13 protein-coding genes are annotated in these 15,822 nt (G+C 71.0%); 6 read left to right on the forward strand and 7 right to left on the reverse strand.

Annotated elements, in window-relative coordinates; all coding sequences use genetic code 11:
- Positions 1-75 precede the first annotated feature (75 nt).
- Positions 76-1,005 carry a LysR family transcriptional regulator gene (locus M3U25_RS11545; protein ID WP_355501384.1) on the forward strand — a complete coding sequence of 310 codons (930 nt, stop codon included), beginning with the start codon at positions 76-78 and terminating at the stop codon, positions 1,003-1,005.
- A 194-nt stretch (positions 1,006-1,199) separates the two neighbouring features.
- Here M3U25_RS11545 and dinB read toward each other — a convergent pair whose 3' ends face one another.
- The gene (gene dinB / locus M3U25_RS11550) at positions 1,200-2,270 is read right to left on the reverse strand and encodes a DNA polymerase IV (protein ID WP_355501382.1); all 1,071 of its coding nucleotides are present in this window, start codon (positions 2,268-2,270) and stop codon (positions 1,200-1,202) included.
- Positions 2,271-2,469: 199 nt separating this feature from the next.
- Here dinB and fabA point away from each other — a divergent pair, with 199 nt between their 5' ends.
- Together fabA and fabB are read left to right on the forward strand one after the other, a co-directional pair.
- The gene (gene fabA, locus M3U25_RS11555; RefSeq protein WP_242159698.1) at positions 2,470-2,985 is read left to right on the forward strand and encodes a 3-hydroxyacyl-[acyl-carrier-protein] dehydratase FabA; all 516 of its coding nucleotides are present in this window, start codon (positions 2,470-2,472) and stop codon (positions 2,983-2,985) included.
- On the forward strand, positions 2,985-4,193 hold the full coding sequence (fabB, locus tag M3U25_RS11560) for a beta-ketoacyl-ACP synthase I (protein ID WP_355501378.1): 1,209 nt from the start codon (positions 2,985-2,987) through the stop codon (positions 4,191-4,193). Before fabA ends, fabB begins: the two co-directional genes overlap by 1 nt.
- A gap of 46 nt (positions 4,194-4,239) precedes the next feature.
- Here fabB and M3U25_RS11565 read toward each other — a convergent pair whose 3' ends face one another.
- The 6 genes from M3U25_RS11565 to M3U25_RS11590 form a co-directional block, all read right to left on the reverse strand.
- On the reverse strand, positions 4,240-5,112 hold the full coding sequence (locus M3U25_RS11565; RefSeq protein ID WP_355501375.1) for a hypothetical protein: 873 nt from the start codon (positions 5,110-5,112) through the stop codon (positions 4,240-4,242).
- 384 nt (positions 5,113-5,496) lie between these two features.
- On the reverse strand, positions 5,497-7,521 hold the full coding sequence (locus M3U25_RS11570) for a M3 family metallopeptidase (RefSeq protein ID WP_355501372.1): 2,025 nt from the start codon (positions 7,519-7,521) through the stop codon (positions 5,497-5,499).
- A 61-nt stretch (positions 7,522-7,582) separates the two neighbouring features.
- Entirely contained in the window at positions 7,583-8,686 is a 1,104-nt protein-coding gene (locus M3U25_RS11575) for a PLP-dependent cysteine synthase family protein (RefSeq protein WP_355501369.1), read from the reverse strand.
- Positions 8,687-8,808: 122 nt separating this feature from the next.
- A complete protein-coding gene (locus tag M3U25_RS11580) occupies positions 8,809-9,024 on the reverse strand; it encodes a heavy-metal-associated domain-containing protein (protein ID WP_184502392.1) in 216 nt (71 codons plus the stop codon).
- A gap of 34 nt (positions 9,025-9,058) precedes the next feature.
- Positions 9,059-11,497 (reverse strand): heavy metal translocating P-type ATPase, encoded by a 2,439-nt coding sequence (locus M3U25_RS11585; RefSeq protein WP_355501365.1) that lies wholly within the window; start codon positions 11,495-11,497, stop codon positions 9,059-9,061.
- Positions 11,494-11,934 carry a heavy metal-responsive transcriptional regulator gene (locus M3U25_RS11590; protein ID WP_355501362.1) on the reverse strand — a complete coding sequence of 147 codons (441 nt, stop codon included), beginning with the start codon at positions 11,932-11,934 and terminating at the stop codon, positions 11,494-11,496. Before M3U25_RS11590 ends, M3U25_RS11585 begins: the two co-directional genes overlap by 4 nt.
- A gap of 116 nt (positions 11,935-12,050) precedes the next feature.
- On the opposite strand from M3U25_RS11590, the gene M3U25_RS11595 reads away from it, so the two are divergent.
- From M3U25_RS11595 to M3U25_RS11605, 3 genes are all read left to right on the forward strand, one after another.
- The gene (locus M3U25_RS11595) at positions 12,051-12,458 is read left to right on the forward strand and encodes a CopL family metal-binding regulatory protein (RefSeq protein WP_355501359.1); all 408 of its coding nucleotides are present in this window, start codon (positions 12,051-12,053) and stop codon (positions 12,456-12,458) included.
- Between the two features lie 121 nt (positions 12,459-12,579).
- Positions 12,580-14,388, forward strand: coding sequence for a copper resistance system multicopper oxidase (locus M3U25_RS11600; protein ID WP_355501356.1), 1,809 nt, complete (start codon positions 12,580-12,582; stop codon positions 14,386-14,388).
- A complete protein-coding gene (locus M3U25_RS11605; protein WP_355501353.1) occupies positions 14,385-15,593 on the forward strand; it encodes a copper resistance protein B in 1,209 nt (402 codons plus the stop codon). Before M3U25_RS11600 ends, M3U25_RS11605 begins: the two co-directional genes overlap by 4 nt.
- Positions 15,594-15,822: the final 229 nt, after the last annotated feature.

Here is a 15,822-nt window from a genome sequence, read left to right on the forward strand (position 1 = left end):
GTTTAATGCACCGTAATACGGTAAATGTGCATATAGTTCATTCCATAAAGGAATAAAGTGGATTCACTGCGCGCCATGCGCGTGTTCGTTCGCGCGATCGAACTGGGCAATTTCTCAGCGGTCGCGCGCGAGGAAGGCACCGGACAGCCGAGGATCAGCAAGCTCGTCGCGGCGTTCGAGCAGGCGCTGGACGTGCGCCTGCTCGAACGCTCGACGAAGAGCCTCGCACCGACCGACGAAGGCCGCCGGTTCTACGATCGCTGCAAGCGCGTGCTCGACGAATACGACAGCGCTGTGGCCGACGTGCGCGGGCAAACGAGGCGGCCGGCCGGCAAACTAGTCGTCAACGCGCCGCTCGGACTCGGCGAACTGAGGCTGAATGCGCTGGTGCTCGAATTCCTTGCCGCGTGGCCGGAGATCGACGTCGAACTGCACCTGACCGATCGCATGATCGACTTGGTCGAGGAAGGCGTCGACGTCGCCATTCGTCTCGGCCACGTGCTGCCGCCGGACGTCGTCGCGCGCCCCATCGCGGCGTCGCCGCGCCTGCTGGTGGCTACGCCCGCGTATGTGGCGCGCGCGCCGAAAATCCGCCGCCCGGAGGATCTGGCGAAGCACGAGTACGTCGGTTATGCACGTGCGGACATCATCGGCAGCGAACTGGTCTTCGCGCGGAGCGGCGAGAAGGTGGGCGTCGCGGTACGCGGCCGATATCGCGTGGACAGCTCGATGGCGCTGCGCGAATGCTTCCTGGCCGGGCACGCGCTCGGCAGCGCGCCGGCATGGCTCGTCCAGGATCTGATCGACGCCGGGCAACTCGAGCGGCTGCTGCCGAAGTGGGACATGCCGCCGCCGCATACACTGCATCTCGTCTACGCGTCGCGCCGGCATCTGCCGCTACGGACCCGCACTTTCCTGCAGTTCATGGCGCAACGCATTCCGGAACTGCCCGGCTTCCGCGCGGTCGCAACGCCAAACGCGATCGCCACGCAGCCGATGCGCTGATCGCCGGGTGCCGATCACGCCACTCTTCCGCGCTCGACAGAATCTCACTATTGCGGCAAGTCAAGGCCGCACTTGGGTCGGGTTTCAATCCACGTCCCCGTGAGGGTGCGACTCCGTTCTTCCGACCCGATCAAGGTCGCCCGCCTGTTTCGATCCACGTCTCCGGAGCAGCACGATGCGGCGGCACAGCAGCATCAGCCGAACAACTGCCCCTGCGCCTGCCCCGGCTCGCGCTCGTGGAAGCCCGACAGGCCCACGCCGACCAGGCGGTAGCGGGTGGACGCCGGCAGGTCCACGCGCGCGCGCAGCGCCAGGGCGATGTCGATCAAGGCCTGCAGCGATTCGGGCGGATGCTCCGGGGTGAAGCTGCGGGTGAGGATGCGGAACTGCGCGGTCTTCAGCTTCAACACCACGGTGCGCGCGATGCGCTCGGTGCGGCGGGTGGCGTTCCAGGTCTTTTCCGCCAGTTGCCGGATCGCCGGCTCCAGCGCCTCCAGCGCCAGGTCTTCGGCGAAGGTGTCCTCGGAGGAGATCGACTGCACCGGCTGGTCCGACTCCACCGGGCGTTCGTCGATGCCGCGCGCGCGCTGGTACAGGCGCAGGCCGAAGCTGCCGAAGCGCGCCTCCAGTTCCGCCTCGCTGCGCCCGCGCAGATCGCCGACGGTGGCGATGCCCAGTTCCGCCAGCTTGGCCTCCATGACCTTGCCCACGCCGGGCACCTTGTTCACCGGCAACGGCGTCAGGAACGCGTCCACGCGATGCGGACGGATCACGAACTGGCCGTCGGGCTTGCGCCAGTCCGAAGCGATCTTGGCCAGGAACTTGTTCGGCGCGATCCCGGCCGATGCGGTCAATTCGGTTTCGGCGCGGATCTGCGCGCGGATGGTCTGCGCGATCTCGGTGGCGGTGCGCAGTTCGCCCTTGGGCGCGGTGACGTCCAGGTAGGCTTCGTCCAGCGACAGCGGCTCGATCAGGTCGGTGTGGCGCTGGAAGATCTCGCGCACCTGCCGCGACACCGCCTTGTAGCGGGCGAAATCCGGCGGCACGAAGATCGCGTCCGGGCACAGCCGCTCGGCGCGCAGCGCCGGCATCGCCGAGCGCACGCCGAACACGCGTGCCTCGTAGGAGGCGGCGCACACCACCGAGCGCATGCCGCGCCAGGCCACCACCACGGGCTTGCCGCGCAGCGCCGGATCGTCACGCTGCTCCACGGACGCGTAGAACGCATCCATGTCGACGTGAATGATCTTGCGCATCGACCCCAACCCTACGCCTGCGAACGGTGAGCACATGATAAGCCCGGCACTGCGCACGGATTGAGAACGCGCGCCTTGATCCGGCGCAGTGCGCGCGCCGTCGCCGCTGCCGACACTACGCGTGCGTACGGATAAAACGTTTGATTGAACGCGCGACGCTCATGCACTCTTGCGCGCCTCGACTGTCTCGCCTGGGAATGTTCCGCTCATGAGTCGTCTGTCCTCCTATTCGCGCGAGCAATTGCTTGCCAGCGCACGCGGCGAGTTGTTCGGCGCCAATGCCGGGCGCCTGCCCAATGATCCGATGCTGATGTTCGACCGCATCGTCGCCATCGACGAGACCGGCGGCGCGCACGGCAAGGGCGTGATCCGCGCCGAACTGGATATCCGTCCGGACCTGTGGTTCTTCGGCTGCCATTTCATCGGCGATCCGGTGATGCCCGGCTGCCTGGGCCTGGATGCGATGTGGCAGCTGACCGGCTTCTTCCTGACCTGGTTGGGCGCACCCGGTCGTGGCCGTGCGCTGGGCGTGGGCGAGGTGAAGTTCACCGGCCAGGTGCTGCCCACCGCCAAGCAGGTGGTGTACGAGATCGACATCAGCCGGGTGATCAACCGCAAGCTGGTGATGGCGGTGGCCGACGGCCGCATGTCGGTGGACGGGCGCGAGATCTATACCGCCAAGGACATGCGCGTGGGCCTGTTCACTTCGACGGAGGCATTCTGATGCGGCGCGTGGCCATTACCGGGATGGGCATCACCTCGTGCCTGGGCAACGATCTGGACAGCGTGGCGCGCGCCTTGCGCGAGGGCCGCTCCGGCATCCGCTACAACGCGCAGGCGGCGGAGTTCGGCCTGCGCAGCCAGGTCGGCGGCGATGTGCAACTGGACCTGGACGCGGCGATCGACCGCAAGCTCAAGCGCTTCATGGGCGACGCCTCGGCCTACGCCTACCTTGCACTGCGCGATGCCTTGGCCGACGCCGGCCTGGACGAAGCGGCGATCAGCGATCCGCGGATCGGCCTGATCGCCGGTTCCGGCGGCGGCTCCAGTCACTGGCAGGTGGAAGCGGCGGACCTGCTGCGCAACCGCGGCGTGCGCAAGGTCGGCCCGTACATGGTGCCGCGCACGATGTGTTCGGCGGTGTCGGCCAGCCTGGCCACCGCGTTCAAGATCAAGGGCGTCAGCTACTCGCTGTCGGCCGCGTGCGCGACCTCGGCGCACTGCATCGGCGCGGCGGCGGACCTGATCCGCCACGGCCAGCAGGACGTGATGTTCGCCGGCGGCGGCGAGGAACTGGACTGGACCATGAGCCTGATGTTCGACGCCATGGGCGCGCTGTCCACCGGCTTCAACGACACGCCGGCGGTGGCCTCGCGGCCCTACGACGTCGCGCGCGACGGCTTCGTCATCGCCGGCGGCGGCGGCATGCTGGTGCTGGAGGACTACGACCGCGCGGTGGCGCGCGGCGCGCGCATCCATGCCGAACTGGTCGGCTACGGCGTGACCTCCGACGGCGCCGACATGGTCGCCCCGTCCGGCGAAGGCGCGGTGCGCTGCATGCGCATGGCGCTGCAGGGCGTGGACGCGCCGATCGACTACCTCAACACCCACGGCACCTCCACGCCGCTGGGCGACGTCACCGAACTGGAGGCGGTGCGCGCGGCGTTCGGCGACGCGGTGCCGCCGCTGTCCTCGACCAAGGCGCTGTCCGGGCATTCGCTGGGCGCGGCCAGCGTGCACGAGGCGATCTACTGCCTGCTGATGCTGCGCGACGGCTTCATCGCCGGCTCGGCCAACATCGACACGCTGGATCCGCGCGCCGAGGGCTTCCCGATCGTGCGCGAAAGCCGCGACGCCGCGTTGCGCACGGTGATGTCCAACAGCTTCGGCTTCGGCGGCACCAACGCGGCGCTGGTGTTCGCCAAGACCTGAGTCGGGCCACGCCTGCACGGTGCCGGCAGCGGCAGCGTGCCGCGCGTCAGCGCTCCAGTTGCCGGACGTCGCGACGCCCGGCGTCGTCGTCCTTGTGCGCTTCCGGCTTGGTCGGTGGCGCTGAAGGCGGTGGCGGTGGCGGTGGCGGTGGAGGCGGTGGCGGTGGCGGTGGTGGCGGCGGAGGCGAGGTCGGCTTCGGCGAATGCCGCTCGACCCACTGGATGGTCGCCGGCGACGGCGGCCACGCCGGCGATGCCGACGGCGCGGACGCAGCGGGCGGCACCGGCTGCAGTCCCATCGCTTCGCGCTGGCGGCGGTCGCTGTCCTGGCGTTGCAACTCCTTCGCCAGTTCCTTGTTGTAGCGGGGATTGAGCGCATCCGGCGGCGGGATCTGATGCATCCGTTCGCCCGGCGGCGTCCATTGCGGCGCGCTGCTCACGGCCTCGGAGGCAGACGCCGCTGGCGGCGGCGCCCGCCATTGCGGCCCCAACTGCCGCTGCAACGGGGCCGGGATCTGCGCCGGCCCGGCCGCGCTCGCGGCGCTTTCCAGTGGCCGATAGCGCGCGCGTTCGCGCGCCCACGGCTGACCGCGATAGTGCGTGTCCCAATAGCGATCCAGCGCAAAACCGACGGTGGGCACGCCGGGTGCGATGCCCTGTTCCTGTGCGCTGAAATCGATCGCGCCGGCCGGCAGCCAACCGCGTTTTTCGCGCCAACTGACATCGCACCAGGTCCAGTCGCGGGTGCAGCCATGCACCCGCAGTGCATCGTCGGTGACCGGCGTGGCCACGCGCGGATACTCCGGCGCCGGGCCGGCGCGCAGGCTGGCGCCGATGCGCACCGTGCCGCTGCCGTCCTGCGCCAAGGCCGGCGCGACCATGCTCAACAGCAACGGCGTCCACCACCCTGCTCGCTTCATGCGGTCCTCCTTGTGCGGTGCGGCAGTGTCCTATGCCGCGATCGCGGCGGCGACGATCGCCGTGCCGCTGTGCTGTGTTCTAGCACAGAGGAGCTGGGATTGGAGATTGGAGATTGGGGATGACCAGCCTGCGGCTGTTGAGAGCCGGGATTGGGGATCGAGAACGGGAACGGGGTCGTCCTGCACGGAACAACATCGCCATCAAGCGATCTGACGAACGTGGCCGCCTTCCGATGAAAAGTCGCCGCTTTTTGTGGGAGGGGCTTTAGCCCCTCCCACAAGATCCTCGCAACTGCCCGAAACCCGCGAAGAATCCCGACTCCCTAACCCGAATCCCGGCTTTCAACAGCCGCAGGCTGGTCATCCCGAATCCCGAATCCCAGCTTATCCCGCCATGCCGCTGTGCCGCAGCAACGCCTCCAGCTCCGGCGCGCGGCCGCGGAAGGCGGTGAAGTTCTCCAGCGCCGGGCGGCTGCCGCCGCGCGAGAGGATCTCGCGCAGGAAGCGCGCGCCGGTGTCCGCCAACTGGTCCGGCGCTTCCTCGAATGCGGCATAGGCATCGGCGCTGAGCACCTCGGCCCATTTGTAGCTGTAGTAGCCGGCCGCATAGCCGCCGGCGAAGATGTGGCTGAACTGGTGGGGGAAGCGGTTCCATGCCGGCGGCCGGTTCACCGCCACTGCGTCGCGCACGCGCTCGAGCAACTGCAGCACGCTGTCGGTCTGCGCATCGAAGCTGTGGTGCAGTTGCATGTCGAACAGCGCGAACTCGAGCTGGCGCACGGTGAACATGCCGCTCTGGTAGTTCTTCGCCGCCAGCATCTTGTCGAACAGCGCGCGCGGCAGCGGCTCGCCGCTGTCCACGTGCGCGGTCATCGCCTGCAGGCGCGGCCATTCCCAGCAGAAGTTCTCCATGAACTGGCTGGGCAGTTCCACCGCGTCCCATTCCACGCCGTTGATGCCGGCCACGCCCAGTTCGCCGACCTGGGTCAGCAACTGGTGCAGGCCGTGGCCCATCTCGTGGAACAGGGTGGTGACCTCGTTGTGGGTGAACGTGGCCGGCTTGCCGTCGCTGCCGCGGCCGAAGTTGCAGACCAGGTACACCAGCGGGGTCTGCACGCCGTCGGCGCGCTCGCGACGGTTGCGGCAGTCGTCCATCCAGGCGCCACCGCGCTTGCCTTCGCGCGCGTACAGGTCCAGGTAGAACTGCCCGACCAGGCGCCCCTGCGCGTCGCTGAGGCGGAAGAAGCGCACGTCCGGATGCCACACCGGCGCGCTGTCGGCCTCCACGCGCAAGCCGTACAGGTCGTGGATCAGGCCGAACAGGCCGTCCAGCACCTTGGGCTCGGTGAAGTAGCGCTTCACCTCCTGCTCGGAGAAGCTGTAGCGCGCCTGCTTGAGCTTTTCGCTGGCATAGAGCAGGTCCCAGGCTTCCAGCGTGTCCAGGCCCAGGTGCTCGCGCGCGAAGGCTTCCAGTTCGGCGCGGTCGCGCTGCGCGTAGGGCTTGGCGCGTGCGGCAAGGTCGTGCAGGAACTCCAGCACCTGGGCTGGATCCTGCGCCATCTTGGTCGCCAGCGAATACTCGGCATAGCTGGCGAAGCCGAGCAGCGCGGCCAGTTCGCCGCGCAGGGCGAGGATGCGGCCGATCGCCGCGCTGTTGTCCAGCGCCGCATCGCCGAACTCCGAGGCGCGGATCGCGTTGGCGCGGTACAGCGTCTCGCGCAGCGCGCGGTCCTCGGCATACATCTGCACCGGCAGGTAGCACGGCATCTGCAGGGTCAGCTTCCAGCCTTCCTGGCCGTCGCGCTCGGCCGTTGCGCGCGCAGCGGCGACGCTGTCCTCGGGCAGGCCGGCCAGGCGCGCCGGGTCGTCGATCAGCAGCGACCACGCGTCGGTGGCGTCGAGCACATTCTGCGAGAACTTGGCCGACAGCGCCGACAGCTCTTCCTGGATCGCGGCGAAGCGCTGCTTGTCGGCCTCGCCCAGTTCGGCGCCGCCCAGGCGGAAGTCGCGCAGCGCGTTGTCCAGCACCTTGCGCTGCGCCGGGCCGAGCGTGGCCGCCTCCGGCGATTGCGCCAGCGTGCGGTACTGCGCAAACAGCGCCAGGTTCTGCCCCAGCGCGCTGGAGAAGCGCGTCACCTTCGGCAGGTTGGCGTTGTAGGCCTCGCGCAGCGCCGGCGTGTTGACCACCGCCTGCAGGTGGCTCACCTGGCCCCAGGCGCGCCACAGGCGCTCGGTGGCATCGTCCAGCGGCGCCACGAAGCTGTCCCAGCGCACCGGCGCCACCGTCTCGGCGGCGGCCACGGCGGCCTCGGCCTGCGCCAGCAGCGTGTCGATCGCCGGGCCGATGTGCTCGGGCTGGATCGCATCGAAGCGCGGCAGGCCGGAAAAATCGAGCAGGGGATTGGTCATCGCGGAACTCTCGGTAGCGGGGAAAGGACCGGCACGGCCGGCCATGGAAGACAGATGGCGGTCAGTCCAGCGCGGCACAAGGCAGCGGCGGCAAGCCGGCGCCGGCCACCGCCGCGGCCAGCTGCGCGTCGGCCTGTTCGACGTCGATGCCGTGCTCGGCGTACCACTGCGGCCGGTAGTAGCTGTGCACGTAGCGCTCGCCGCTGTCGCACAGGATGGTGACGATGGCGCCACTGCGGCCCTGTTCGCGCATGCGCGTGGCCGCCTGCAGCACGCCGACGAAGTTGGTGCCGGTGGAGCCGCCCACGCGCCGGCCCAGGCGCGCGCTGACGTAGCGCATCGCCGCCAGGCTCAGCGCGTCGGGCACCTTGACCATCGCATCCACGCAGCTGGGGATGAAGCTCGGCTCCACCCGCGGCCGGCCGATGCCTTCGATACGCGAGCCGCCGGTGCTTTCCAGGCCGGCATAGTCGCGCCCGGCCAGCGCCTCGCGGTAGCCGTCGAAGAACAGCGACACCTCCGGGTCGGCGCACAGGATGCGGGTGGGATGGCGCCGGTAGCGCACGTAGCGGCCAAGCGTGGCCGCGGTGCCGCCGGTGCCGGGGCTGCACACGATCCACGCCGGGATCGGATGCGGCTCCTCCTGCATCTGCCGGAAGATCGACTCGGCGATGTTGTTGTTGGCGCGCCAGTCGGTGGCGCGTTCGGCGTAGAGGAACTGGTCCATGAAATGGCCGCCGGTCTCGCGCGCCAGCTGCACCGAATCGGCATGCAGATCGCAGGCGCGCCCGACCAGGTGGCAGCGCCCGCCCTGGAACTCGATCGCGGCGATCTTCTCCGGCGAGGTCGTTGCCGGCATCACCGCGATGAACGGCAGCCCCAGCAGGCGCGCGAAGTACGCCTCGGATACCGCGGTGGAACCGCTGGAGGCCTCGATCACCGGCCGCCCCTCGCGCAACCAGCCGTTGGCCAGCGCGTACAGGAACAGCGAGCGCGCCAGGCGGTGCTTGAGGCTGCCGGTGGGATGGCTGGACTCGTCCTTGAAGTACAGGTCGATGCCGGGAAACCCGGGCAGGTCCAGCGGGATCAGGTGGGTGTCGGCCGAGCGGTTGAAGTCGGCGTCGATCTTCTGGATGGCGGCGGCCACCCAAGCGTGATGGGTCATGGCGATGCGGGAGCGGAGAAATCGCGCCCACGATACACGCCCAGCCAGGCGCCAGGACCATGCGCCGCGCAGGCCGCCACCCCGGCGTTCACCCGGCGCGGCGCACGGCCCAGCGGCGGCGCTCAGCCGGCGGCGGCCACGCTGAAGCCGGCGTCGGCGATCGCCTGCTCCAGCGCGGCCACGTCGATGCGCGCGGGGTCGTAGTCGATGCCCACGCGCCCGCCCTCCAGCACCACCGTGCTGGCGGCCACGCCCGGGCAGGCGTCCAGCACCCGCTGCAGCCGTGCGCTGCAGCCGCCGCAACTCATGCCGTGGACGAGAAGATCGAGATGTTGCATGTCAGGCTCCAGGAAGAAGAAATCGAGTCCGCGCTCACCGCGCCCGCCAGCGATTCAGCAGCAGCGCGTTGCCCAGCACCGAGACCGAACTCAGCGCCATCGCCGCGCCGGCGATCACCGGATTGAGCAGGCCGAACGCGGCCAGCGGGATGCCCAGGCCGTTGAAGACGAAGGCGAAAAACAGGTTCTGGCGGATCTTGCGCACGGTCGCCGCGGACAGGTCGATGGCGGCGGCGACGCCGGCCAGGTCGCCGTGCATCAGCACCACGTCGGCCGCTTCGATCGCAATGTCCGAGCCGCTGCCGATGGCGAAGCTGACATCGGCCGCGGCCAGCGCCGGGGCGTCGTTGATGCCGTCGCCGACCATGCCCACGTGCGCGCCCGGCACGGCCTGCAGCTCGCGCACATGCGCGGCCTTGTCCTGCGGCAATACCTCGGCCTGCACCTGGGCGATGCCGAGCCGCGCGGCCACCGCCTGCGCCGCGTGGCGGTTGTCGCCGCTGAGCATGGTCACCGCGATGCCGCGCGCCTGCAGCAACGCCACCGCCTCGGCAGCGCCCTCGCGCAGCGGATCGGCGATGGCGATATAGCCGGCCACGGCGCCGTCCACCGTCACCCCGACCACGCTGTGGCCCTGCGCCTGCGCCGCCTCGGCCTGGCGGCGCAGCGTCGGGTCGGCCGGCACGGCGATCAGGCCATCGAGCCACGCCAGCGCGCCCAGCGCGACCTCGCGCCCGTCGACGCGGCCGCGCACGCCTTGCCCCGGCAGGGTCTGCACCGCCTCGGCGCGCGGCGCCGGCGCAGCCGTGCGCACCCCCAGGTCGGCGGCGCGCTGCACGATCGCACGCGCCAGCGGATGCGCCGACCCGGTCTCCAGCGCGGCGGCCAGCCGCAACAAGGGCGCGGACTCGGCCTCGTCGGCGACCAGCACCGCGGTCACCTGCGGCTGGCCCAGGGTCAGCGTGCCGGTCTTGTCGACCACCAGCGCGGTCAGCGCGCGGGCGCGTTCCAGCACCTCGGCGTCGCGGATCAGGATGCCGGCGCGCGCGCCGACGCCGGTGCCGACCATGATCGCGGTCGGCGTGGCCAGGCCCAGCGCGCACGGGCAGGCGATCACCAGCACCGCCACCGCGTGCACCAGGGCGTCGGCGAAGCTGCCGCCCAGCGCCCAGGTCGCGCCCAGGGTGACCGCGGCGATGGCCAGCACCGCCGGCACGAACACCGCGGCGATGCGGTCGACCAGGCGCTGGATCGGCGCACGCGAGCCTTGCGCGGCATCGACCATGCGCACGATCTGCGCCAGCAGGGTGTCGGCGCCGACGCCGGTGGCGCGCGCGCGCAGCAGGCCGAGCTGGTTGACCGTGGCCGCATGCAGGCGACTGCCCGGCGCCTTGGCCACCGGCAGCGCCTCACCGGAGAGCATCGCCTCGTCCACGCTGGAATGACCCTCGAGCACCTCGCCGTCCACCGGCACGCGCTCGCCGGCGGCGACCACGAACACGTCGCCGACCACCAGTTCCGCCGCATCCACCTCCACCATGGCGCCGTCGCGCTCGACCCGCGCGGTGGTCGGCGCCAGGTCGAGCAGCGCGCGCACCGCGGCGGTGGTGCGGCGCTTGGCGCGGGCCTCCAGCAGGCGCCCGAGCAGCACCAGGGTGATGACGCTGGTGCTGGCCTCGAAGTACACGTGCTGGCCGTGCAGGCCGGCGACGGTGACCACGGCGCTGTACAGATAGGCCATGCCGGTGCCCAGCGCGACCAGCACGTCCATGTTGGCGCTGCCGTTGCGCAGCGCGCGGTAACCGGCGCGATAGAAGCGCGCGCCGATCCAGCACTGCACCGGCGTGGCCAGCAGCAGTTGCAGCCAGCGCGGCAGCGGCTCGGCATGCGCACCGCGCAGGGCGTCGCCATCCAGCATGCCGAGCATCTGCCCCCAGAACGGCAAGGTCAGCAGCACCGCCGCGGCGAACATGCCCAGTTCGCGCCGCCAGGCACGGCGCTCGCGGCGCTCGCGCTCGGCCAGCTGCGCCGCGTCCATGGCCTCGGCGACACGCGCACCGAATCCGGCGCGGGCGATCCGCGCGATCAGCTCCGCCGGCGCGACCGCGCCCGGCAGGATCTCCACCCGCGCCTTGGCCGAGGCCAGGTTGGCGTGGCCGCTGAGGACGCCCGGGGTCTTCGCCAACACGGCATCGATCGACGCCACGCAGGAGGCGCAGTGCAGGCCGCTGAGTTCCAGGGTCAGGGTCTGGGTCGGTACGGCATAGCCAGCCTGCTCGATGCGCTGCCGCAGCGTCGGCAGGTCCACCTGCTGCGGGTCGTAGTCCACCTGCACGCGCGCGCCGGCATAGCTGGCCTGCGCCGCCACCCCGGGCAGGCGCTGCAGCGCCTTTTCCACGCCAGCCGCGCAGGCGGCGCAGGTCATGCCCTGCACCGGCAGCGTCAGCGACGTGGTGGTCCGGTCCGCACTCATCGCGACGGCTCGCCGGCGGCATCGCCACGGATGTCGCCCAGGATCGGGCAGGCGTCCGGCACGCCGCGGCCGGGGCAGTCCTCGACCAGGGCGGCCAGGGTGTCGCGCATCTCCGTGAGTTCGGCGATGCGCCGGTCCAGTGCCTGCAGGCGCGCATTGGCGCGCTGCTTGATGCCCTCCACGCCGTGCACCTGGTCGTCCTGCAAGGCCAGCAGTTCGCCGATCTCCTCCAGCGAGAAGCCCAGTTCCTTGGCGCGGCGGATGAAGCGCACCCGCTGCACCGCCGCGGCGTCGTACTCGCGGTAGCCGGAGGCGCGGCGCGGGGCCGGTGGCAGCAGGCCCTGGCGCTCGTAGTAGCGCACGGTATCGATGGCGACGTCGGCCTGGCGGGCGAGCGCGCCGATGGTGAAGCGGGCGGTGGCGGGGTCGGATCGCATGCGCACACCCTACTCCCTGGAGTCGGGTCCAGAGTCAAGCCTTGCCGTGCGGCGGTCGCTTGCCGCGCACGCCGGCTTCGGTATCCTCTGCGCTTCCTGCCGCCACGCTGCTGCCTGTGCCGACCTTCGCCGTCCTGCTGCGCCTGCTGCTGTGCCTGAGCCTGCTGCTCAACGGCACCGCGGCCGCCATGGCGATGCCGGGCATGGCGGCGCACGGCACCTCGATGCACGACACGGCTGTCACGGTCGCCAGCACGGCGCCGGCGCATGCGGCGATGCCCTGCCACGACGCGCCGCCACCGCCGCCAATGGATCACGACGGCCACTGCCACGACCATGCCGGCAAGCATGGCGGCTGCGGCGGCATGGCCGGCTGCCAATGCCCGCATGCGCAACCGCTGCCGGCCCTGCTGGCGATGCCGCTGGCGCTGCCGCGCCTGCCCCGCGCCTTGATCTCCTCCACTCCCCAGGCTGCGCACGGCGCGCCCGGCCTGCCGCGGCTGGAACGCCCTCCCAGCGCCTGAGCGCGCGCGGCCGCCCCGCGGGCGGCCTCCTGGCGGCGGCGCACAGGCGCTGCCGCGCCCGTGCCTGCAGCGCCGCCATCGGCGCTGCCTGGCGCATCGCATCCGCTTATGGACATCGCACATGAACGCATCTTCTTCCGGCCTGCCGGCGCTGCCGTCGCGGCGCCGCTTCGTCACCGGGCTGGCGCTGGGCGCCGCCGCCGGCCTCACCGGGCTGCCGCTGCGCCACGCCCAGGCCAGCGCGCTCGCCCGCAACGGCGCCGCGCCCTACGTGCTGCACGGCACCGACCTGGACCTGAGCATCGGCAGCACGCGGGTCAATTTCACCGGGCGCGAGCGCCCCGCCATCGCCGTCAACGGCAGCGTGCCGGCGCCGCTCCTGCGCTGGCGCGAAGGCGACACGGTGACCATCCGCGTGGCCAACCGCCTGCCCGGCCACACCCAGACCTCGGTGCACTGGCACGGCCTGCTGCTGCCGGCCAACATGGACGGCGTGCCAGGCATGAGCTTCGACGGCATCTACCCGGGCGAGACCTACCAGTACCGCTTCGCCCTGCGCCAGTCCGGCACCTACTGGTACCACAGCCATTCGCTGCACCAGGAGCAGGCCGGGCTGTACGGCGCCATCGTGATCGACCCGCGCGAGCCGCCGCCGTACCGCTACGACCGCGAACACGTGCTGCTGCTGTCGGACTGGACCGACCTGGATCCGGCGGCGCTGTTCCGGCGGCTGAAGCAGATGCCGTCCTACGACAACCTGTACCAGCGCACCGTCGGCGATTTCCTGCGCGACGCGCGCGAGGACGGGCTGCGCGCCACCCTCGCCGACCGCGGCATGTGGGGGCGCATGCGCATGACCCCCACCGACCTGTCCGACGTCAACGGCAACACCTACACCTACCTGCTCAACGGCATGACCCCGGCCGGCAACTGGACCGGGCTGTTCCGCCCCGGCGAAAAGGTGCTGCTGCGCTTCATCAACGCCTCCAGCATGAGCTACTTCGACGTGCGCATCCCCGGGCTGAAGATGACCGTGGTCGCCGCCGACGGTCAGTACGTGCATCCGGTGAGCGTGGACGAGTTCCGCATCGCCGCGGCCGAGACCTTGGATGTGCTGGTCGAACCCAGCGGCCAGGACGCCTACACGGTATTCGCCCAGGACATGGGCCGCACCGGCCACGCGCGCGGCACCCTGGCCGTGCGCGAGGGGCTGCAGGCGCCGGTGCCGGCGAACGACCCGCGCCCGCTGCTGCGCATGCAGGACATGGGCCACGCGATGGCCGGCCACGCCGGCATGGACCACGGCGCAGGCGCAGCCATGCACGGCATGGAGGGCGGCTGCGGCGCGACCATGCACATGGCGGGCATGCCGGGCATGGAGCACGCCGCGCACGCGCCTGCCGCCGCACCTGCGCATCCGCGCAGCGAACGCGGCAATCCACTGGTGGACATGCAGTCCTCCGCCACTGCGCCACGGCTGGACGACCCCGGCATCGGCCTGCGCGACAACGGCCGCCGCGTGCTGACCTACGCCGACCTGCACAGCCTGTTCGAGGACCCGGACGGACGCGAGCCGGGACGCGAGATCCAGTTGCACCTGACCGGCAACATGGAGAAGTTCGCCTGGTCGTTCGACGGCATTCCCTTTGCCAGCGCCGAACCGCTGCGACTCAACTACGGCGAGCGCCTGCGCATCGTGCTGGTCAACGACACGATGATGCAGCACCCGATCCACCTGCACGGCATGTGGAGCGACGTGGAGGACGCCGCCGGCCGCTTCCAGGTGCGCAAGCACACCGTGGACATGCCGCCGGGCACGCGCCGCAGCTACCGCGTGCGCGCCGACGCGCTGGGCCGCTGGGCCTACCACTGCCACCTGCTGTACCACATGGACGGCGGCATGATGCGCGAAGTGCGGGTGGACGCATGAGCCGCCGCCACTTGTCGCCGCTCGCGCAGGCCACCGCTCTGGCGCTGCTGCTCGCCCACGCGCCGGTGTATGCGCAGCATGTCCACGCGGCCGGCAACGGCACGGACGTACCGGTAGCGCGCTGTGCCTGCCCGGCGTCCACTGCCACCATGCCCATGGCGAACGCGGAGACGGCACAGCCCGACACGGCAATGCACGGCGCCATGGACCATGCAGCCATGGGGCATGCCACGCAGGCGCCGGCCATGCACGGCGCGCCTGTGACGCGGACCACGGCAGAGCACGCCGACGCCCTGTCGCACGAGCACATGGACCACGCCACGCTGGACCACGCGGCGGCACCGCCGTCGCAGGGCGATCACCGCGGGCACGCACACGCTGCACACGACGGCATGGACTATGACGGCATGGGCAATGCGATGCCCACCGCGCCGGCACCGACCGCGAGCGCGAGCGCGTGCCAGTGTCCTGCGCGTGCCGGTACGCCGCTGCCACGCGACCCCATCCCGCCGATCACCGCCGCCGACCGTGCCGCCGCATTCCCGGTGCTGCGCGACCACGGCATGGCGCACGGCGCGTCGCGCACCGGCTACCTGCTGGTCGACCGCCTGGAGGGCTGGGACAACGCGCACGGCAGCGGCCAGGCCTGGGAAGCGCGTGGCTGGTACGGCGGCGACATCGACCGGCTCTGGCTGCGCAGCGACGGCGAACGCGAGGGCGGCCGCACCACGGCGTCGACGCTGGAACTGGCCTATGGCCGCGCGATCTCGCCGTGGTGGGACGTGCTGGTCGGCGCCAGGCAGGCGTTCGCGCCCGGCCATGCGCGAACCTCGGCCGCGTTCGGCGTGCAGGGCATGGCGCCGTACAAGTTCGAGGTGTCGGCCATGCTGTACGTCGGCGAAGGCGGCCATGCCAGCGTGCACCTGGAGGGCGAGTACGACGTGCTGCTGACCAATCGCCTGATCCTGCAGCCACGGCTGGAGGCGGAACTGGCCGCGCGCGACGATGCGGCGCATCGCACCGGCAGCGGGCTGACCACCATCGAAGGCGGCGTGCGCCTGCGCTACGAGATCACCCGCCGCTTCGCGCCGTACATCGGTGTGGACCACGTCCGCAGCTTTGGCGATACCGCCGACCTGCGCCGCGCCGACGGCGACGCGGCACGCGAGACGCGCTGGGTCGCCGGCCTGCGGTTCTGGTTCTGACCGGCAGCAGCGCGCCGTAGGACATGGCGAACGGCGGCGCGGAAAACGCGCCGCCGCAGGATGCCGGCACTGCCGCCAAACCGACGTTCGCGATGCGCCAGGGCATGTGCGCCCATCGCCCCCCCAGCCACCGCGAACGGCTGTGCATTTGTAGGCGCGGCTTCGGCCGCGACCGGCGTTACCGGGAATGCCCGTCGCGGCTGAAGCCGCGCCTACGACACACCGAACC

The organism is Xanthomonas sp. PPL134, from assembly GCF_040595915.1.
GTDB classification, from domain to species: Bacteria; Pseudomonadota; Gammaproteobacteria; order Xanthomonadales; family Xanthomonadaceae; genus Xanthomonas_A; species Xanthomonas_A indica.